Consider the following 19,521-nt stretch of genomic DNA (forward strand, 5'->3'; position numbering starts at 1 on the left):
AAATAAGTTTTACTACAGCTTTTTTAATAGGGCATTGGCGGTCAAGCGCATTGTATAAATCCATGCTATCTTATTGATAAGGAGGTGCTTATGATGCACGCATGGGAACAAATACAAAAAACAGTCGATTATATTGAAGAAAAGGTGTCTGAAGAAATTAAGATTGAAACTCTCGCGAATATGGCGGCGCTTTCGCAGTTTTATTTTCAGCGCTTATTTAAGCGATTGGTAAAAAGGCCGGTGAACGAATATATAAAGCTTCGTCGTCTGGCAAGAGCGTCTGAAGTATTGTCTGATAAGAACAAGCGGATTATAGATATAGCTTTGGACTTTGGATTTTCTTCGCATGAAACCTTTACACGCGCATTTAAAGATGCGTATGGGATAACTCCGGAAGAATACCGTTCTGATCCCGTCCGACTCAATCAAATTTCCAAGCCAGAACTGTTGCTCAATTATAAGATGATTGATGAAGATGTACCACTGATTACCGATAGCATTGTTCTGGAAATCACGCGCAGGAAGCTGGACGTGGCCGAAACCTATGTCGGACTTTCCGCTCAGGTACCCATATCCCAAGTGCCAGTAGGTGAAACAACTGGCATCGATGTACCCGGTCAGTTATGGGATTCATTCCACAGCCGCAAAGCGGATATTCCCAATTTACTAGCGGGCGGTATAGAATTAGGCATGTCTATGATGGGCGAAGCAGCGGATGGAACGTTTACTTATTTTGTTGGTGGCGCAGTGAAACCAAACACATCTGCTAGTGGAGAGCTTATTACATGGGAATTACCTGCAGGTGAGTATGTGGTATGCTGTTTTGAAGCGGAGAGTTTTTCCGAGCTAACTACTTATGCGTTAGGTAAAGCCATGAATTACCTCTTTGGAACATGGTTGGCGAATCGAGATCTGACGACACAGCCTTTTTCAGCAGAGAAATATTATAAGGCCACGCTGGACGTAGCTTATATGGAAATATGGGTTATTCCTGTTCCGATGAAAGATGTAGAGATGTCATAAAAATTCTATATTCAAAAGATCACTAGAGCGATCTTTTTTTTAGGAAAAGAGTTATGACCTTAATGGTGGAGTATGTCTATTTTTTTCGACAGTAAATAATATTACTCTCTTGACTCTTCCTTTGGGTAATACTTTATACTAAGATTATATCCAATTATTTGAAAAGAGGTCAAAACTAATGAGCAACCTAATCAAAATCAAAGATGTGTCAAGAAAATATGATATTACAGCTCGTACACTGCGTTATTATGAGGATATGGGATTGCTATCTAGTACCCGAAGTGATGACTACGCATACAGAATGTATGATGAAAAAGCTGTTAGGCGGCTTGAGCAAATACTCATTTTACGCAAGTTAAATATCAGTATAAAAGACATTCAACGTGTTTTTAACACTTCCGGTACCAATGTAGTCTTGGAAGTGCTAGGGAAAAAAGTTCAGAGCATAGACGACGAGGTTGCACTTTTGTATGAGCTGAAGGAAATCGTGCTGGATTTTATACGTGAAATCGAACAAGTAAACTTTTCAGATAACTCCGACATAAAACTGCTGTATAACAAGGCTAAAGAGATTGAAACACAATTGATAAGCATTGACTGTATCGGCAAGCCCGCCAATATAAACCGCTTGATTGAAATAACGGAAAAATTAGATAAAAAAATCCCTGATATAATGGTCATCAGGATCCCGGAATTTAGAGCGGTGACAGTGGGTGAACAATCATGGGAGGATATGTTTAAAAACGGTGGATACATGTATCAATTGTGGCAGCATGTACATTTATATAAAAATGTGATTTTCGACTGTTTTGATTTTTTGCTATTTAAAGATGACAAAGCCGAATGGATATGTGCCGTTATAGATGGTGTTACTAATGCGGATCTAAGCCCTTTTAAATTGTTCGATTTTCAGGGCGGCTTATATGCTATGGCAGTCAGTATTGACGAAGATAATGAGAGCATACAAAAAGTCGAAGATAAGGTTCGCCGATGGATTGAAAACACAAATTTTGAGCTTGATCATGGTCGCGATGTTATGTTCAATATGCCTTATTTATATGAAGATGGAAAGGATATTGCCTATAAAGACATAGAAAAAGGACTGGGTTATAAACAAATGCAAAGATATTTTCCTATAAAGCTGAAAGATAATATATAAGCAAATTGACAAACTATAATGAAAAAATACAATCTTTGATAAAGAATTGCGATAATAAAGTTATTTTAATATGATCAGGCCTACACCAACTATGGATTATAAATTTTTTCATTCTGCTTTCCTCCTATTCCATTTTAGAGCTTCTTTAATTGCAGGGATATAGGTCCGAGACACATAGTCTTTCTTTCCGGATTTGAAGTAAACGCAGAGTGTATCATTAAACGATACTTTAAAACGGATCAATTGATTCACATTAGCGATAACAGATTTTGAAATGCGACAAATTTTTTAGATGGGAGTCTGGCCTCTAGCTCATATAATTTTTCTTTTAAAATATATGAATCCATTTCTGTTACAGCCATAATATGATCATTCTCAGTATGAAAATAGAGGTATTCATTAAGAAAGCTATAATACTGAATATTATGTTAGTACCGACATGGCACATCAATACCATGTCGCTTTTTTTCATTGGCTGAAAATAATAATGATACGACTTTTACGGTGGTAATATTTTATCGAAGTGGCATTAAAAAAAGAGATGATTATATAAACATGACAAAAACATTTAATTTTTTCATCATGTTTATACAATGATTATGAAGTGATGGTTTGATATTATCTGCTCATAGGCAAATAGAAAGATATTGGGTTGTTTCGTATAATTATCTTATAAGGGAGGGATAAAAATGAAAACGCTTAACAAGAAAGTTAAGCTATGGCAGAAATCAGATATTGATGGATTCTTTGGATTATTTACGAACAACTTAACAAATTTACTTGTCATGGCAGGTTTGCTTTTAGGGATAGGCATACCTGTACATATTATTTTCGGAGCAATACTGCCAGCAGTTGGACTTTCTATTTTTGCAAGTAGTTTGATATATAGCTGGATGGCTTATTATTTAGCAAAAAAACAACAAAGAGATACGGTTACTGCGCTACCATCTGGAACAAGTGTCCCGCACATGTTTTTAATCGTGTTTTTAATAATGGGGCCCGTATTTAGGGAAACGAACGATCCATATCTGGCATGGTCCGCCGGGTTAGCGTGGGGATTCATTGAAGGCGTGATAGAAATACTCGGCTCATTAATAGGACAAAAAATTAGAGATTTGCTTCCAAGAGCTGCTATGCTTGGCTCTTTAGCCGGTGCATCGATTACGTTTATTGCTATGTCACCAGCAATGCAAACTTTTGATTTGCCATATGTAGGCTTGGTTTCCTTTATTATTATTCTTTTAGGCTGGTTCGGGAAAATTAGGTTCCCATTTCATATCCCTGTTGGATTGGTTGCCATATTGAGTGGGGCACTAATTGGCTGGGTAACAGGCTATATGGATTTTTCAACTATGTTAGCTTCTGCCAGTGATATTCAGATATCTATACCGACCTTTTCAATTCATCGTATCGTGAATGGTTTTGCTCAGGCTGCACCGTTTATTATCTCAGCTATTCCCTTAGGGATTTATAACATGTTTGAAACCATTGATAACATTGAAAGCGCTGAAGTAGCGGGTGATGCTTATAATACTTCAGTAGCTATGATATCTGATGGGTCGACTAGTATTTTGGCTAGTATATTCGGTAGTCCTTTCCCCACTGCCGTTTTCATTGGACATGCCGGATGGAAAGATGCTGGAGCAAGGATTGGTTATACCTGGGCTACAGGATTAGCTGTTTTGTTAATGACATGGTTAGGTTTAATTTCGTTATTATTGACGGTCATTCCTCTAGAAGCGATTTTACCAATTCTGATCTATATTGGATTGATTATTGGTGCTCAAGCGTTTCAACAAGTAGAGAGAAAATATGCACCTGCGGTTATCCTCGCGATTATCCCTTGGCTAGCAGATTGGGGAGCCAATATTATTGGAAATGTTCTTTCAGCTGCAGGTACTGATGCAGAAACATTAGGATATGAAGCTATATCAGCTACTGGTCTGGAATTTAGTGGTCTTATCACTTTAGGATCTGGAGCCATATTAATTGGTATGGTATGGGCTAGTATTTTGTCGTTCATTATTGATCAGAAGTTTAATTTAGCTGCCATCGCTACGTTTGCAGGAGCGATTCTATCGTTCTTTGGTATTATCCATACAGAATCAGTTGGTCTAGGAGTTGGACTTGAAATGTCTATAAGCTATTTGATTATTAGTTTAATTTTAATCGTAACTTATATATTTAGAAAACAACAAATGGAGGAATAAAGGATGAGTAGACAATATTCAGTAAAAGCCAAGCCTTATAATTTCACATTCGATTTAGATAAGACCGCACTAATCATAATCGATATGCAACGGGATTTTCTTTATCCAGGTGGTTTTGGAGAAAAGCTAGGTAATGATGTTTCAACAACAAATGCAATCATTCCAACAGTAAAAAAAGTACTAGATAAAGCGCGTGAGAAAGCGTTGTTTGTCGTTCACACACGTGAAGGTCATCGACCAGATCTTTCTGACGTCCCACCAAGCAAACAACGCCGAGGTGGAAATATTGGTGAACAAGGACCAATGGGAAGAATACTTGTGCGTGGTGAATATGGACATGATATTGTAGATGAGCTCCAACCGATAGAGGGAGAAGTCGTACTTGATAAACCAGGTAAAGGGGCATTTTACCAAACTGATTTTGAAATTATTTTAAAAAATAAGAACATTGAAACTTTACTTGTTGCAGGTGTCACGACGCACGTTTGTGTGCAAACAACCATTCGAGAAGCAAATGATCGTGGCTATGAATGCTTAATGCTAGAGGACTGTTGTGCGGCATTTGACACAAAAGACCACGATGATTCCATTCGAATGATTAATCAGCAAGGTGGTATTTTCGGATGGACAACCCGATCAGCAAGCTTATTTGAGACGTTGAACTAAGGAGGAATGATTATGTCAGCAAAAACAAAAAGCACACCTTGGTTCGTCAAGGGCGATACAAATGGATTTTTTGGTTTATTTAGTAATGTTCTAACTAACTTTTTGGCAGCAATCGGCTTGCTAGCAGCCATTAATATGCCGAATGACATTATTTATGGCAGTATTGTGCCGGGTACAGCTGTTGCGATTGGATTGGGCGGCATTATATTTGCTATTCAAACACGCCGTAAATCTATAGAAATTGGTAAATCAGATATGACCGCCTTACCCTACGGCCTTAGTGTCCCACACTACTTTATCGTTGCTTTTGGTGTTATGTTGCCTGTTTATGCTCAAACACAGGATTGGGTAATTGCTTGGTCGACTGGCATTGCTTGGAACTTAGTGCAAGGAATTATTATGACCTTAGGTGCATTTGTCGGACCATTTATTCAAAAGTACATTCCACGGGCAGCATTGCTGGGCTCATTAGCGGGTATTGCGTTAACCTTTATCGCAATGAATCCAATGGGCGCCATCTATAGTACACCATATATTGGGCTGCTAACGCTTGCTATTGTGTTAGGTGGTTGGATTGCGCACAAAAAACTACCGGGTAATATCCCTGCTGGTTTACTAGCAATTATTATCGGGATGTTACTGGCTTGGGTAACGGGTTATATGGACATAGCAAATGTTCAAGAAGCAGCAAGTGGATTTTCAATTTCGTTTCCGTCCTTGGCTTTGGGGCGTCTAATTGAAGGGTTCGCATATTTATCTCCATTTTTAGCAGCAGCTATCCCTTTAGCTATCTACGACTTTTTGGAAAGCTTAGATAATATCGAAAGTGCTGAAGTGGAAGGCGATAAATATCCAACAACATTAACCTTATTAATTCCAGGTTTATTAACAATGCTTGGTTCTACTTTGGGAAGTCCTTACCCGACTATTATTTATATTGGCCACCCTGGCTGGAAAAAGGCTGGAGCGCGGATCGGCTATTCATTAGCTACAGGTATAGGTGTAATGGTGATTGCATTTGTTGGTTTATTGCCAATCTTTATGTCTATTATTCCACTGGTTGCTTTATTACCTATCTTAGTCTACATTGCAATGACAATAGGGACGCAAGCCTTCACAACAGCTGATCCAAAACATGTACCAGCAATGATCTTAGGCTTAATGCCATTTATTGCAAGCTATGTTATTTTGCAAATAGATAATGCTTTAAATGCAGCAGGAACAACCGCGGCTGAAGTTGGGTTTGAATTGCTCGGAGATAATGGTGTCTATTATGAAGGCTGGCAAACACTTGGTGCTTCAGATATTTTAGTTTCAATGCTATTGATTACTATTGTCATCTTTTTAATCGATAAGCAGTTTAATCGAGCAGCCACTTATAGTTTAATCACAGCAGCACTCGCGTTTTTTGGATTTATTCATGCAGCAGAAATAGGTCTTGGTACAGGAAGTAGTGCTGCACTTGGGTATTTATCAATGTCAATCGGGTTGTTTGCTTTTCACTATTATCGTCATCCAACAGAAAAAGACCAATTACCTCATTAGATTAGGAGGGGGAGGGATGTACCTCGACATAACTGATATTGACATTTACTTGAAGATGCTTACAAGGAAAGTAAATCGATTCTATTGTTAGTGCACAGTTGATTCAATAGCGCCGTTAATATGATAAATGATAGATGAAATTTTTGATAATAAAGAAGTAGAGTATATTCACATTCATAACGCTAAACCAGGATGCTATAACTTCCTTGTTAAAAAGCGTGTAGAATGATATTTATAATTCGCCTACTGTGTGTTCTCAAATAATAGCTGCTGAACTAGCAATGACTTCTGTCCATTTTAAATTATAGATACTGAACGGACAAGCACCGATGAACCATAGATATTCATCTATCTAAGGATCTGAATTCCAGAGGAAAGTTTGGAATTGATCGGGAATTGCTCAAAGAAAACTTCGTCTTGTGGTCAATTAAATGGTGTGTTCTAGGTAGTGGATAAGCATTTCCAATTCAAATCCGGTTTTCGCGGAAATAAACGTTCGCGCTTTCCGGGTTTTTTAGTCTGAAAATATAAGTTGACTGGACACCAATTAGTGTCGTATAATTAGGACACTAATTGGTGTCTAATTATAGAAGGAGGGAGGATTTTGAATAATACTGACCAAAAGCATGATGTTTTTGTAGCTATTGCCGATCCAACCAGACGTAAATTAATCCGTTTGTTGGCAGGTGCAGAAGAGTTACCTCTTCATGAACTGACTGCACAATTTAAAATAGGTCGTACGGCAGTTTCTAAACATTTGACTATCCTTAAAGATGCGGATTTAGTAACTAACCGTAAAATGGGGAGAGAAACAAGGTATCGTCTAAATCCAGCTCCGTTAGAGGAAGTGAAAGATTGGTTATCCTATTATGAGAAGTTTTGGAATGAAAGAGCGGCTTTACTAAAGAATATTTTGGAGGAATAGATAATGGCAGATTTATCATTAAATTTTCAATTTAAGCAACCAATCAATAAGGTATGGGACGCCTTAACAAATTCAGATACACTTGCAAAATGGGTAATGGAAAACAATTTTAAACCAATAGTAGGTTACAAATGTCAGTTTCGAAATCAGGAAATCGATTTGATTGTAGATAGTGAAGTATTGGTCGTGGACAAACCTAACAAGTTATCTTATACATGGGTAGGTGGCCCAATAAATACTGTAGTCACTTGGACGTTAAAACAAGAGGGTGAAACAACCTACTTACATCTTGAACAATCCGGATTTGAAAAAGAAAATCAAGCGTTCAATGGTGCAAAATATGGTTGGGCTCATATGGTAGACACCCTTAAGAAAGAGTTAGAGGAAATATAAGATAACCAAACCCTTTGAAGTATTTAGTATTACGCGAACGTATAGAAAACTGTAAATAGCTCCGGATTTTTTTGATTATATCTAGAGGTTTAAGAAACTTAATGAAAGTGACATTAATATTGGAGGGTATGACATGGATGTTTTTGTTGAATATTTAGCGGGAATCGATGACCCGTTTCACCGAGAAAGAACAGAAGAAGTGTTTACATGGATAATGACTAAATATCCACATTTACAAAAGGAAATTAAATGGAAGCAACCAATGTTTACCGATCATGGCACATATATTATTGGCTTTAGCGTATCTAAAAAGCACTTAGCTGTCGCTCCTGAAAGTGTAGCGATTACTCATGTAGAGAATGGTATATTGAAGGCTGGCTATGACTACACAAAGGAGTTAATCCGTATCCCTTGGAAAAGTCCAGTTGACTATGACCTACTTGAGAAAATGATTGACTTTAATATTAAAGATAAGTTGGATTGTACGACCTTTTGGAGGAAATAGCCCCGATAAAACTTTACAAGGGCTATAAAAGAAGCTAAAAAGGAGTAGTAAAATGAGCTTTTTACAGGATACATTATCAATATTTAAAAAGAGAGAGCTAATGCTTATAGAAGGCTACAAAGAATCAGAAGATGTTTATACTTTCCTATTTGAAAAAGAGGATAATTTAAGCTGGAAAGCTGGACAACATGGTTTGTTTACGATTACTCATAAGAAAATAAAAAACAATACACGAGCATTGACTGTGGCATCAGCCCCCACAGAAGATACGGTTAGAATTACGATGCGCATTAGTGCAAATCCAAGTGAGTTTAAACAAGCCATGTTAGAACTGGAACCGGGAATGAAAGTAAAAATGGCCGGGCCTGTAGGGTCATTTTATCTAAAAAATAACAGTCCTACTCTTCTGATTGCAGGTGGAATTGGAATCACACCTTTTCGATCAATCATGAAACAAATCGTGGCGGAAGGAAATGGGATCGAGCAGCCAATACATCTACTCTATCTGGATCGTAAACAGTCATATTTATTCAAAGATGAACTTGACGCAATCGCAAATAGTCCCTCTATAAGTGTAACTTACCTTGAATCAAGGGATGAGTTATATCAGGAGATAGATACGTTTACCACCTTAAGTGAGAATACTGGTAAATACTTGATAGCAGGACCGAAGTCAATGGTAGATTCGATTACAGCCTATTTAAAAAATAAAAATATTCCAAAACAGAAGATTAAAAAAGATGCCTTTTACGGGTATTAGTTTACTCATCAAAATTAGCAAATGATAATAGATGGATAATTACGAAAAAACTAAGTTAGGGATTTGGTAAGACTAATTACTCGTGCAAGATAGAAAAACATTGAACACATAGAGGCTTATCATTTTATCAACTACTACTTAACATAAATTAAACTAAAGTAAGAAAGGATAGTGGATAGTAGTTTAGATGAAGAAAAGTGAAAACGTAGCGGTATTATCGTGACTATACCCATGCCTTATCCAACGGTGTGCCTCTGCTGTTAGTACATTAGAGAAAGCAAGGAAAAAATAGTGAGCAGATAACGATGCCCTCAACCTCTATTCAATAGAATGTTCAATCAACTATCAGTTTAAATTTCGGTCTGGAACAAATAGTGTTTCAGTCTTTTTCTTTTTGTCCAATATCCTTTTATCCCTTACCACAGTTGTTGCATTCGTGTCAAATACCTCTCTCGTAAGCCTCATTACTATATCAATCTGATGGAGTTTCAGTCACTATACGTGTGATGTCTACACACAAAAGTCATTGCACTGCTAATCTTTTCTCTTAATTATTTCCTCTCGCACGGTATGAACTCCGTAATATTTTGTAAATCCAGAAGGGTGAATAACTGGGAATCAGCCGACTTAGTTCCATTGCTTTCAAGAGCAAAAGAGTAGATAAAACTTTCTGGTAAGTGAAAATTGGTGTCATAATTTGCGGAAAATAATTAGTAGTGTGAAAGATCATCATTTACAAATAAAAAAAGATTATTTTACAACATAATGATATAATAAGTAAAAAAAGTTAGTTTTAAGGAGTTGCATTAATGAATAGGATTTTATCTAGTATTATTATTTTCTGTCTACTTTTTTCCTTGTATTTTCCTACAGTCATGAAAGCTAGTACTGAAACGATTTCTGATCTAAACCCTGGTGATCTCGTCACGTATAGCGATAGAGAGTGGGTCTATTTGCAATCCATGGCTAGTCAGCCGCAAGGTTTGTTCATGAGGACAGACAGCGAAATCAGCAGACACTATTACAATTCGGGGAGCCCAGTTAATGTAAATACGAGCTTTGATCTGAATGATCCACTAACTGTTGCTAATTGGCTAAATGTCACATATCTCAACCAATTAAGCAATACAGATTGGATACAGACAAGCACGTGGGGGGGAGCCTCAGCAAAAATAGGGCTACCTAGTCGTGATGAGGCAGAATTAAATGAAACGATCATCTTAAATCGGTTAAATCCCGCTCATGATTATTACACTCTGACAGCCGCTTCGGATTATGACATCAATATTATAAATGTACGATCTCGTAATATTAGAAATTGGTTAATTTCCGCCGTAGATGCTACAGTAGGGTTTACACCAGCTGTGGTCGCCCCGGCGATCTATTTGCATCCTGATTTGTATGTCTACGAAGGTCAGGTCGTTTCATGTATCCCACCCGAAATAGAGATGACACCAGCTGATGCCGATGAAAGTTGGAAGCAGAATGTCTCGGCAATATTACAAGGTGGGTCTTGTTACAATGGAGCAGGCAACGCTGAATACCGCATCCAAACACCTGATGGAAATTGGAGCGCTTGGGCGAATTTTACAAATGTTATCGAATTTGATCAAGAAGGTCGTTATGTGCTACAAAGCCGGATGTCTGAAGAAGGGAGCGGTGTTCGGAATGTGCATATATGGATTGACCAAACAGCACCAACGATTGATTTGAGTGCTGCCCCGTCGACATGGACTAATCAAGATGTGACGATCACTGCGAACGTTACAGATAATGGGGCAATCGATACGAAAAAATGGGCGGAGGGCTCTCAAACAGAAGCATGGTTTTTAAATGATGATAATGGAACGGTTTTTGCTGGTAATACCATTACTGTCTCAGAGAATGGTACATACAGTGTTTTTGCCAGTGACGAAGCAGGGAATACGGCCGTAGCTACGATAGAAATCAGTCATATTGATAAGGACAAACCAGTGATGACGCTTAAAGGAGAACCATCGATATCCCTTGAACGTGGAAGTACATTCGTCGATCCCGGAGCTACTGCGAATGATGCTGTGGATGGGGATCTTTCGAGCTCAATTATGGTAGCTGGTGTCTTAGATACGGAAGTACCAGGTAAGTACACGCTCACCTATTCAGTAAGCGATAGAGCAGGAAACAAAACAATTCTTGAGCGGGATGTCCGTGTGGTTGACATTTTGGGCGTGCAGCTGAATACAGAATCTAAGCAATGGTCTGTTGGTGATACGCATGTTCTTGAGGCGAATCCGATATATGAAGATGGTGTGATACCAGATATAACGACACATTCGTTCTCATATACGAGTAGTGATGAGACGATTGCGACTGTGGATGAGGCTGGAAAGATTACCTTTCATGCCGATGGGAATGTTCAAATCTCTGCTAGCTACGGACCTGTACAAGAAACTGCCACTTTCCACGTTGAAGAAGCTACTATAAGCTTGAATGAAGATAAAGTTGTATTACCTGGACTAACTTACCGCATTGTTGGTCTTGATGTTGGAGATGTATGGTTACGTATGCCGGCGAGCTTACCATCAGGTACACGTTTACGTATTGAGGAATATGCGGGACCTAAACAAGAAGGACTTAGAAATGTTGGCCCCGCCTTATCCTTTCATTTTTCATATGGGGATGGGATAGGTCCTGACGAATCGGATCCTTTTACTCTGACCTTTTCTTATGAGGAAAGTGTAGATTCAGATCGTGTGGCAATTTATTATTTACAGAACGGTAAATGGGATTACCGGGGCGGTACAGTGAATGCAGAACAGCAAACCATTACATTAGACGTTCCTCATTTTTCGACGTATGGGGTTTTTGTCGAAACAACAGCAGGAGTGGATTTCATAGACGATGATGATAGTGAACAAGATATGCAGGAAAAGGTTATCGATATAACAGAAGCTGGAAAACAACTGCCGAATACAGCATCCTCGCATTTTAATCTGCTTACTGCCGGTTTGTTGTTACTGGTAAGTGGCGGTATCCTTTTGTTTTATCATTACACAGCACGAAGAAGACAACAGGCTAAATGATAGGGTTCAGAGGTATTTTAATAGAAGAAAGCTTAAAAATAAGGCATAATGCTTGAAGAACTTCTTTTTACCTTCTTCAGTAGTCCTTGAAGATAGTGGTAAAATCCTTTTCATTTCTTTTTTTATGGACGGTCGAAATTAAATATCACCAACATTAACATCCCCTTACAACGAGTCAAGAGTTGTGTAAGGGGATGTTATATTTCACCGATCCATCAGAACTATAATAGGTGAGTTGAGTATAGGATTTACCTCAACAAAGAGCTTGTACCGTTTATTTTAATCCCTCTTTAATTTGACGCCTTTTATTTACAAATAATAAAGCGACACCAATAGTTAGCAAGGCTATACTTATTAGCATGTAATTATACATAGAAGTTGCTGTATTTGGGAGATGTTATCCATTATCATCAGTATCTTCTTCGATCGAATCATTAGATCCAGACAGGTTCCCTGATTTACTATTCCCACCTTCAATTCACCGTAAACTTTAAAGAAGTTAATGAAAGCTTAGATATTTAGAAAATTACTGCCGAATTTAACAGGTATAAAGAATTAGCTCGCAAATTGGCTATTCTCTATTGTAGCTTACCAGATTGTGTTGCCGCATAACAAAAGAACTTCTTGAGAAATTGCATTGACGTCCATCTCCGTCAATAAAGCCGATAACTCTCATATTATGTGTCGAAACCCTAGTATTCTATTTAATGGAGGAGGTTATTTACCTCTAATCGCTTAAATATCATTTTAAAAATTTATAACTTTTTAAATATTTGACATTAATGGTTTTTAATTTATATATTGACAATATTTTGTTATTTATGTTAGATTTCTATTAAATAATTATATTTTTTACTATTATTACAATGTCATTTTTTATTACGCCTTAAACTTCTCATCTTTCATAAGACATTTCAGATTTTACTTGTATAGTAATTTATTGTTATATAAATTTTCTGAATATTACACCAATTACTTCTATATAAGGAGATTCTCTTTATGTTGAAAAAGTATCACGTTGTAAAACAGCATGATAAAAAAGACTGTGGGGCCATGTACTTTTTCTTGCATGATTTGACAGATAATATTATAACGAGCACGTGTCAATTGTTGAAGAGCAACGAATTGTTCCACTTATACAATCGACATCGGCAAATGACTAAGCGGAAAAAAAGCGATAATATATACGAGGAGTTTTGTATATGAAAAACAACTTTTATAAACTAGGTATTTTTTTTGCTTTGTATTTTGTCTTGTTTACATTAACAGTTTACTTATTTAAAATTATTAACTTAAATAATATTTTTTTACAATCTTTTATAACTGGATTTATTACTTTATCTTTTTCTGACAAAATTTCAAAATTAAAGTAATAACAGGCGTCTTGTGAAATCTAAGATAGTAAACTATATCGAGATATTTGCAAATTGACATGGCGCCTTGCCTTAATATAAATATTCAAAAAATAGGAAGGTGTAATGTTATGGAGATGCTAGGAATTCAAAGTTTCAATCTATTAATAAAGTAGAATTGGAAGCGATTAATGGCGGAAGTACTTGTGAATGGAAGATGCTTTTTATTAGCACAGGAGCTTCAATGGGGTATGGAGCAGCTATAGGATCAGTTTTTCCTGTAGCCGGAAATATAGTGGGTGGTCTTGTTGGACTAGGATTGGGGACAGTTGGTCTATTAGGATGTGGAAGACATGGTAAATAAAAAGACTAAGAACAGAAATATTACGTTTAGACAATCTATAAAGTACTTGATTAGTGGAACTGTATTTTCTTTATTAGGTGCAGTGCTTGGAACACTATTTGTTGACAGTAATATAAATATTACCTTTGTTTTACTATTTGCAGCAGTTGCGATACTTTGCTTTATTAGCTCCTATCGAATAGTAGTGGGCTCATTTGGTGAAACATCGCTAAAAACATTAATACTAAAAATTTTACCATTATATTGTTTGGTTGGTTTCATTATTGGGTTTTTAATATATCGATAGTTAATACATTAAAGTCAAGATATTGTATAAACACTTGATCTAAGCAGCCCCAAAAAATAAAGCACCTACTCAATCTACTGATTTAAAAATGAAATAGGGGATGAATGTTTAGTGAATTTACATGATTATTTTTCCAGATTAATTAAAAATTACCCACTGTTATTCAAAGTTGCTTGTGCATTAAGTATATGGATATTAATCTACTATTTAGGATTAGCAATAGGAGTGCATATTGCGCATATTTTTCACTAGAAAAATTCTATTTTAAGGTGTAAAGTGAAATTCATGTGATTAAAAGATACAGAGATGGCTCCTGTATTGGTCCTTGTTAAATTGTAGTGAGCAGAATCTTTGTTGGCAATTTTGTTAAGTTTATCACAAACATTCAAGTGCGTTTAGGTGCTTGGATGTTTGTTTTTTGGTTATTTGTTTTGGTCAACTGCTTTTAATATAAACTGCATAGTGCAGTAACGATAGTATCGAAAGTTCCTATAGCTATATGCCCCCGATAGAACCTTAATCTTATTTTTATTCCCTCAATTGTCAATCACTTTTAGAAATGACGATACGTTATTTTGATTATGCTTGCAACCAATACATTGTGAATCAAGTATTCTTCCCAGGCTAGTTTACGAACCAAGGCAAGCGTGACACAGCCCGATTGGTTCAACTAACGTTCAGTAGGGGAGGGAAAAATCCCCCCACTGAACGAAGTTTCACTAAATTTAGATAAACTTAATATACTAATGATATTAGTCGGGGGAAAATATGACTAAAAAAGTAGCACAAACCATGTTCTGATCTGTACTACCTTTTGTACGTTTTACTCGTTTAATGTGATCCAAACAAAGGTTAGGTTTCCCCTAACAAATTATAGTCGAACTATCTTTATTGAGTCCCTTTCTTTACCCATTCGGCAACTGTTACGGTACGTTTAGCTTGGTGTTTTACAGCTGCTTTTGCTTGACTTGCATCTTTCATTTTCCCATCTTCGCCAACAGTGACACTGGTCCCATAAGGATTCCCACCTGCAGCGTTTAATACAGGGTCTGTATATCCTGGTGGTACAATGATTGCACCCCAATGCATCATGGATGTATACAGTGCCAAAATGGTCGCTTCTTGTCCGCCGTGCGGATTCTGGGCAGAAGTCATTGCACTAACTACCTTATTTACTGTTTTTCCAGTTGCCCATAATCCACCTTGGGTATCAAGGAATTGCTTCATTTGGGAGGGTACATTACCAAATCTAGTAGGAACACTGAAAATAATCGCATCTGCCCATTCCATATCTTCTGATGTAACAACTGGAATATCCTTTGTAGATTCTGTTGTTCGTTTCCACACTTCATTACCTTGAACGACTGACTCTGATGCTAGTTCTTGTACCTTAAATACCTTTACATCTGCTCCTGCTTCTTCCGCTCCTTCTTCAGCCCATTTTGCAAGTTGAACATTTGTACCACCCATACTGTAAAAAATAACAGCTAATTTCACATTTGCCATGTTTCTTTCCTCCTTTATCGGTGATTTCCCGAAGATCTTCGAGAAGAAACCTATACTGAATGATCACTTTATATTCTTTTTAAATTCAGATATATTATTCTTACTTTTTTTAATTTTGGTATTATATTATCTAGACCAGATCTTTGATAAAATCACTATAATGAGTTACTTAATTTTTTGATGGGGGCAATAACAATTGGTTTAAACAGGACTAAAGTTGGTAAGTGGATTGGACTTGGAGCGAAAATTGAGGGGAGTGATCCATTGATTTTCACTGGATATTTACACATGGATATAGTTAAAAAGTTTATATAGAAGATAAAGCTTTATGCTATAATCATCAAAAGAAGGCAGGAAAAGGGAGGGGCTATGAAATTACTACCCAATATCTTAACATTGATTAGAATTTTCTTGTCTGTTCCATTGTGGTTTATCTCACCATTAAGCTTAAGCTGGTTACTTGTTTATTTAATTTGCGGGATCACAGATGTTTTAGACGGGTATTTTGCTCGAAAATATAATCTTACAAGCAATACGGGGGCGACATTAGATAGTATTGCGGATTTCATCATGGTAATTCTTGTATCATGCGTGTTGTTTACAAACTATAGCATTCCAATACAACTTATAATATTATTGGTATTTGTCTTTTTTACTAGAAGTATTTCAATAATAATTGGGTTTATTCGATATAAAAAACTAGTATTATTGCATACTTATCTAAATAAATTAGCAGGCGCAGTTATATTCATTATCACCCCTCTCTATTTCCTTTATCCCAATTTTCGCTTCTCCTTATTTATAGTAATTAGTTTATTTACTATCATACCGGCTATGGAAGAACTATTTATAAATTTGACTTCTAAAGAGTTAAATCTGAATATAAAAAGTATTCTTTGAGAGTGCTTAGCTTAATAAGGTGCAAGGCACTTTTTTTCTTATTTAACCATCGAAGATTACTTTAAGCAGGATTATACCGCTTAATGATCGATTAACTTAAAAACAATTAAATTTGGAGGGCAACTATGAAATTAGTATTTATATTCGGGCCTCAAGCAGTTGGCAAAATAGCAGTAAGGCAGGAGTTACAAAAGATAACTGCATTAAAACTCCTCCATAATCATATGACCATTGATTTACTTGCGCCAATCTTCAGGTTTAATTCAGAAATGTGGAGATTAGTAGAGCTGTTTCGGAGAAATATTTGAGGCAGTCGTAAAGAGTGATCTAAAACTACAAAATCAGTTGAAAAAATAGGATTTGCCCTTGAATCAGAATAAAGTGAAGGAATTGTTTCGTTTAAGTGAAGAACGGTTAGCATTTTGTTACTACCAGCTGGTAGATGTGGTGAGTCTATTCATTGATTATAGTGATATGATATAAATGGAGGGTTTAGTTAGTAAGAGGCTTTCTAAATATAAAGATAAAGGAGGAATAGCTAAATGGAAACTAGCTTTTTAAAGTTAAGTGAATATGAGGAAATGAAAGCATTATTTTTAGATGTGTTCTCAAGAGAACCTTGGTTTGACAAATGGAAAGACGAAAAACAAGTCGACTTATACTTAAAAGACCTGATAGATAATAAAAACTCATTGTCACTCGTCTTTTTTGATGAAAATAAAAAGCTAGTTGGTGGCTCATTAGGGTATGTGTTTAACTGGTGGGAAGGTCGCGAATATTTTATTAAGGAATTCTTTGTCTCAAAGGAAAAACAAAATCAAGGGATAGGTAGTATGTTTCTTACCCAAATAAGTGATATTTTGAAAGGCGAAGAAATAAAACATATCTGGTTAGCTACAGAAAGGACTGTATCAGCATATCATTTTTATCATAAAAATGGCTTTACAGAATTAAAAGATTCAGCCTTTCTAATGAAAAAAGTGTTTAACGACAATGGTTAGGTCAAAAAAATAATATTTGTTACATAATTGGCTAACTCAAGAGTCCGTGCTTCATGTAATGGGCGGCTAATTAACAGTGAAATAAATGGATCAAAACATCAATGATTTTAACATAGCAAAGGGGACATTTGAGAATGCAAAATCTAAAAAAAGTTTTTTATGTTAGTATTATCCTACTTTTGTTGGCGGGATGCGCTGGTCGTAAAGACGAAGAACCTGCAACTGATCCCTCAGGTTCTACGCTAGAAGCAGCTAATGGACAAACAATCGAACCAGATCAAAGTGAATCTCACAATAAACAAGAGGAATCGAAGTCAGATCATGAACAGGGTAACACTTCAGATCAATCGATTGATTACGATAATGACTCAAATGTAAGCAGTAAGCAAGATAGTGAAGCTTTAGCTCAGTATTCGAGTGAACAGATTGAGTACGCTCGGGTATGGCTGCAACTAGGACCAAATCAAGAGGTAGATGAACTGAATGTTCGGCATATTTCTGCTGGTGAATTAATTAATCCTAATGATGACACAAGTGCACGCTACCCAGAAGATGTTATCCAATTATCCGGCTCTCGTTCAATAGATGGCTCAGTTACTTATAGCGGCAATGGAGATGGCACCATTAATGTATACAACGTTCCCTTGCGCTGGGAGTCTCCTGCTGATGTAGATGAAAACTTCATGCAAGAATACACAAAGGATATTATTGAACATACAGAGTTAGTCAACGTTAACTTAGGTAGTAATCAAGAAGTTATCAAATTAATCAACGTTCTTAATGTTAGTGGTTAAGTTAGTGCTTTGCTTGGATAAGGAAAGAGGGAGACTGAATTGATCATAGATTCACAGGAATTTCAACATCATCATATCAGTTATATAATAAGGTCAGCGAAAGCGAGTGATGCAAAAAGCTTGTCCGAAGTTCGGTTGCAGATCGATGGTGAAACGGAATATATGGATAGAGAGAAAGGTGAGGCAGTCATAGACGAAATTGGTTTTAAACAGCTAATCGAAGCAGATAGTAAAAAGCCCCATCATCTATTTTTAGTTTGCGAAGCAAATGGTAGGGTAGTGGGTTTCTCAAGGTGCGTCGGTAGTCCGTTAAAAAGAATGTCTCATAAAGTGGAGTTTGGTATTTGTGTTTTAAAGGATTTTTGGGGATATGGCATCGGTACAAATCTTTTAAAGAGAACAATAAAATGGGCTGATAAAAATAATGTTAAAAAGATAGCTTTGACTGTACTTGAAACCAATGCAAAAGCGATAAAGCTTTATCAAAACTACGGTTTTGAAGAAGAAGGAATTTTGAGAGGAGATAAGCGATTATCTGATGGGAAATACTATAATACTGTAATAATGGGGAGATTTAACGACGATAACTAGGAGAGAGCTAGAAAAATTTAGCTTCGCCTCAGGGTTATTAACTTGTTTTAGCAGAAGTCTCCCACTACTATGAGTGGAGATGAACGCCTATTTATCATCCCTACAGAGAGGGTTCAAACATCAGGCTAAATAAAGGAAAGCCTCCAACAGATGCCACAGATTTTCAGCGGAAATATATCGAGCTTCGCTTGATAAAATTTGGGCATACATCCCCCAAGATGCATTTGATTTCCTTAAACCGAAATAAAAAGCTCAAGAAGATTTTCCGCTGCTTGAGTTTTTTTAGGTTAAAGGAGTATATCGACACTTTACGTTATATGATAACAATTTCATGCAGAACTTATGAGAAAAATGTTAAACTATATATTAATTTTTGCAAAATTATGATAATATAAAATTGAAATACTAATAATTTGTTTTACGTCAAAATTTTGGTTAAATCCCATACTGGTTCTACATTTTTAACAAATACTAATATT

17 protein-coding genes and 4 pseudogenes are annotated in these 19,521 nt (G+C 36.5%); 18 read left to right on the forward strand and 3 right to left on the reverse strand.

All coding sequences use genetic code 11. The features are described 5' to 3' along the window. Window positions 1–93 precede the first annotated feature (93 nt). Both ASE01S_RS05000 and ASE01S_RS05005 read left to right on the forward strand, forming a co-directional pair. Entirely contained in the window at window positions 94–1,023 is a 930-nt protein-coding gene (locus ASE01S_RS05000; protein WP_067839239.1) for an AraC family transcriptional regulator, read from the forward strand. A gap of 178 nt (window positions 1,024–1,201) precedes the next feature. Continuing rightward, window positions 1,202–2,182: a MerR family transcriptional regulator gene (locus ASE01S_RS05005; RefSeq protein WP_067839242.1), complete on the forward strand. Its 981-nt coding sequence runs from the start codon at window positions 1,202–1,204 to the stop codon at window positions 2,180–2,182. A gap of 108 nt (window positions 2,183–2,290) precedes the next feature. Here the strand turns inward: ASE01S_RS05005 and ASE01S_RS16460 are convergent. Next, window positions 2,291–2,604, reverse strand: a pseudogene (locus tag ASE01S_RS16460) (LytTR family DNA-binding domain-containing protein). Window positions 2,605–2,871: 267 nt separating this feature from the next. Between ASE01S_RS16460 and ASE01S_RS05010 the strand changes: the two are divergent. From ASE01S_RS05010 to ASE01S_RS05045, 9 genes and pseudogenes are all read left to right on the forward strand, one after another. Next, entirely contained in the window at window positions 2,872–4,392 is a 1,521-nt protein-coding gene (locus ASE01S_RS05010; protein WP_067839246.1) for a xanthine permease, read from the forward strand. A 3-nt stretch (window positions 4,393–4,395) separates the two neighbouring features. Next, window positions 4,396–5,058 (forward strand): cysteine hydrolase family protein, encoded by a 663-nt coding sequence (locus ASE01S_RS05015; RefSeq protein WP_067839249.1) that lies wholly within the window; start codon window positions 4,396–4,398, stop codon window positions 5,056–5,058. A 12-nt stretch (window positions 5,059–5,070) separates the two neighbouring features. Continuing rightward, a complete protein-coding gene (locus ASE01S_RS05020; RefSeq protein ID WP_067839251.1) occupies window positions 5,071–6,603 on the forward strand; it encodes a SulP family inorganic anion transporter in 1,533 nt (510 codons plus the stop codon). Window positions 6,604–6,733: 130 nt separating this feature from the next. Then, a pseudogene (locus ASE01S_RS15730) lies at window positions 6,734–6,832 on the forward strand (DUF1203 domain-containing protein); the annotation flags it as partial. A 375-nt stretch (window positions 6,833–7,207) separates the two neighbouring features. Beyond that, the gene (locus tag ASE01S_RS05025) at window positions 7,208–7,528 is read left to right on the forward strand and encodes an ArsR/SmtB family transcription factor (protein WP_067839254.1); all 321 of its coding nucleotides are present in this window, start codon (window positions 7,208–7,210) and stop codon (window positions 7,526–7,528) included. Between the two features lie 3 nt (window positions 7,529–7,531). Next, on the forward strand, window positions 7,532–7,921 hold the full coding sequence (locus tag ASE01S_RS05030) for an SRPBCC family protein (protein WP_067839257.1): 390 nt from the start codon (window positions 7,532–7,534) through the stop codon (window positions 7,919–7,921). Window positions 7,922–8,054: 133 nt separating this feature from the next. Then, window positions 8,055–8,426 carry an iron chaperone gene (locus ASE01S_RS05035; protein ID WP_067839260.1) on the forward strand — a complete coding sequence of 124 codons (372 nt, stop codon included), beginning with the start codon at window positions 8,055–8,057 and terminating at the stop codon, window positions 8,424–8,426. 52 nt (window positions 8,427–8,478) lie between these two features. Then, the gene (locus ASE01S_RS05040; RefSeq protein WP_067839263.1) at window positions 8,479–9,186 is read left to right on the forward strand and encodes an FAD-dependent oxidoreductase; all 708 of its coding nucleotides are present in this window, start codon (window positions 8,479–8,481) and stop codon (window positions 9,184–9,186) included. 809 nt (window positions 9,187–9,995) lie between these two features. Beyond that, window positions 9,996–12,248, forward strand: coding sequence for an immunoglobulin-like domain-containing protein (locus tag ASE01S_RS05045; RefSeq protein ID WP_067839266.1), 2,253 nt, complete (start codon window positions 9,996–9,998; stop codon window positions 12,246–12,248). 274 nt (window positions 12,249–12,522) lie between these two features. On the opposite strand, the pseudogene ASE01S_RS16465 reads toward ASE01S_RS05045, so the two are convergent. Then, window positions 12,523–12,633: pseudogene (locus tag ASE01S_RS16465) on the reverse strand (LPxTATN C-terminal sorting signal domain); the annotation flags it as partial. Window positions 12,634–13,763: 1,130 nt separating this feature from the next. Between ASE01S_RS16465 and ASE01S_RS05055 the strand changes: the two are divergent. Both ASE01S_RS05055 and ASE01S_RS05060 read left to right on the forward strand, forming a co-directional pair. Beyond that, window positions 13,764–13,964 carry a hypothetical protein gene (locus ASE01S_RS05055; RefSeq protein ID WP_067839273.1) on the forward strand — a complete coding sequence of 67 codons (201 nt, stop codon included), beginning with the start codon at window positions 13,764–13,766 and terminating at the stop codon, window positions 13,962–13,964. Further along, a complete protein-coding gene (locus ASE01S_RS05060; RefSeq protein ID WP_067839276.1) occupies window positions 13,954–14,250 on the forward strand; it encodes a hypothetical protein in 297 nt (98 codons plus the stop codon). The genes ASE01S_RS05055 and ASE01S_RS05060 overlap by 11 nt, the downstream gene beginning before the upstream one ends. An 888-nt stretch (window positions 14,251–15,138) precedes the next feature. Here ASE01S_RS05060 and wrbA read toward each other — a convergent pair. Then, entirely contained in the window at window positions 15,139–15,756 is a 618-nt protein-coding gene (gene wrbA, locus ASE01S_RS05065; protein ID WP_067839278.1) for an NAD(P)H:quinone oxidoreductase, read from the reverse strand. Window positions 15,757–16,125: 369 nt separating this feature from the next. Here wrbA and ASE01S_RS16470 point away from each other — a divergent pair, with 369 nt between their 5' ends. From ASE01S_RS16470 to ASE01S_RS05090, 5 genes and pseudogenes are all read left to right on the forward strand, one after another. Continuing rightward, on the forward strand, window positions 16,126–16,656 hold the full coding sequence (locus tag ASE01S_RS16470) for a CDP-alcohol phosphatidyltransferase family protein (protein WP_067839281.1): 531 nt from the start codon (window positions 16,126–16,128) through the stop codon (window positions 16,654–16,656). A 125-nt stretch (window positions 16,657–16,781) separates the two neighbouring features. Further along, a pseudogene (locus ASE01S_RS05075) lies at window positions 16,782–16,986 on the forward strand (shikimate kinase); the annotation flags it as partial. Window positions 16,987–17,198: 212 nt separating this feature from the next. After that, window positions 17,199–17,657: a GNAT family N-acetyltransferase gene (locus ASE01S_RS05080; protein ID WP_067839287.1), complete on the forward strand. Its 459-nt coding sequence runs from the start codon at window positions 17,199–17,201 to the stop codon at window positions 17,655–17,657. A gap of 134 nt (window positions 17,658–17,791) precedes the next feature. Next, window positions 17,792–18,451 carry a YdeJ family lipoprotein gene (locus ASE01S_RS05085; protein ID WP_067839290.1) on the forward strand — a complete coding sequence of 220 codons (660 nt, stop codon included), beginning with the start codon at window positions 17,792–17,794 and terminating at the stop codon, window positions 18,449–18,451. 39 nt (window positions 18,452–18,490) lie between these two features. Further along, on the forward strand, window positions 18,491–19,042 hold the full coding sequence (locus ASE01S_RS05090; protein ID WP_067839293.1) for a GNAT family N-acetyltransferase: 552 nt from the start codon (window positions 18,491–18,493) through the stop codon (window positions 19,040–19,042). Window positions 19,043–19,521 lie beyond the last annotated feature (479 nt).

The organism is Amphibacillus sediminis NBRC 103570 (assembly GCF_001552275.1).
GTDB lineage: Bacteria > Bacillota > Bacilli > Bacillales > Amphibacillaceae > Amphibacillus_B > Amphibacillus_B sediminis.

Excerpts from the sequence above, each read along its gene's own strand:
- ASE01S_RS05060 (WP_067839276.1), top strand. The coding sequence starts at position 13,954 with ATGGTAAATAAAAAGACTAAGAACAGAAATATTACGTTTAGACAATCT.
- ASE01S_RS05080 (WP_067839287.1), top strand. The coding sequence starts at position 17,199 with ATGGAAACTAGCTTTTTAAAGTTAAGTGAATATGAGGAAATGAAAGCA.
- ASE01S_RS16470 (WP_067839281.1), top strand. The coding sequence starts at position 16,126 with ATGAAATTACTACCCAATATCTTAACATTGATTAGAATTTTCTTGTCT.
- ASE01S_RS05005 (WP_067839242.1), top strand. The coding sequence starts at position 1,202 with ATGAGCAACCTAATCAAAATCAAAGATGTGTCAAGAAAATATGATATT.
- ASE01S_RS05015 (WP_067839249.1), top strand. The coding sequence starts at position 4,396 with ATGAGTAGACAATATTCAGTAAAAGCCAAGCCTTATAATTTCACATTC.
- ASE01S_RS05030 (WP_067839257.1), top strand. The coding sequence starts at position 7,532 with ATGGCAGATTTATCATTAAATTTTCAATTTAAGCAACCAATCAATAAG.
- ASE01S_RS05000 (WP_067839239.1), top strand. The coding sequence starts at position 94 with ATGCACGCATGGGAACAAATACAAAAAACAGTCGATTATATTGAAGAA.
- ASE01S_RS05045 (WP_067839266.1), top strand. The coding sequence starts at position 9,996 with ATGAATAGGATTTTATCTAGTATTATTATTTTCTGTCTACTTTTTTCC.
- ASE01S_RS05020 (WP_067839251.1), top strand. The coding sequence starts at position 5,071 with ATGTCAGCAAAAACAAAAAGCACACCTTGGTTCGTCAAGGGCGATACA.
- ASE01S_RS05040 (WP_067839263.1), top strand. The coding sequence starts at position 8,479 with ATGAGCTTTTTACAGGATACATTATCAATATTTAAAAAGAGAGAGCTA.
- wrbA (WP_067839278.1), bottom strand. The coding sequence starts at position 15,756 with ATGGCAAATGTGAAATTAGCTGTTATTTTTTACAGTATGGGTGGTACA.
- ASE01S_RS05085 (WP_067839290.1), top strand. The coding sequence starts at position 17,792 with ATGCAAAATCTAAAAAAAGTTTTTTATGTTAGTATTATCCTACTTTTG.
- ASE01S_RS05010 (WP_067839246.1), top strand. The coding sequence starts at position 2,872 with ATGAAAACGCTTAACAAGAAAGTTAAGCTATGGCAGAAATCAGATATT.
- ASE01S_RS05035 (WP_067839260.1), top strand. The coding sequence starts at position 8,055 with ATGGATGTTTTTGTTGAATATTTAGCGGGAATCGATGACCCGTTTCAC.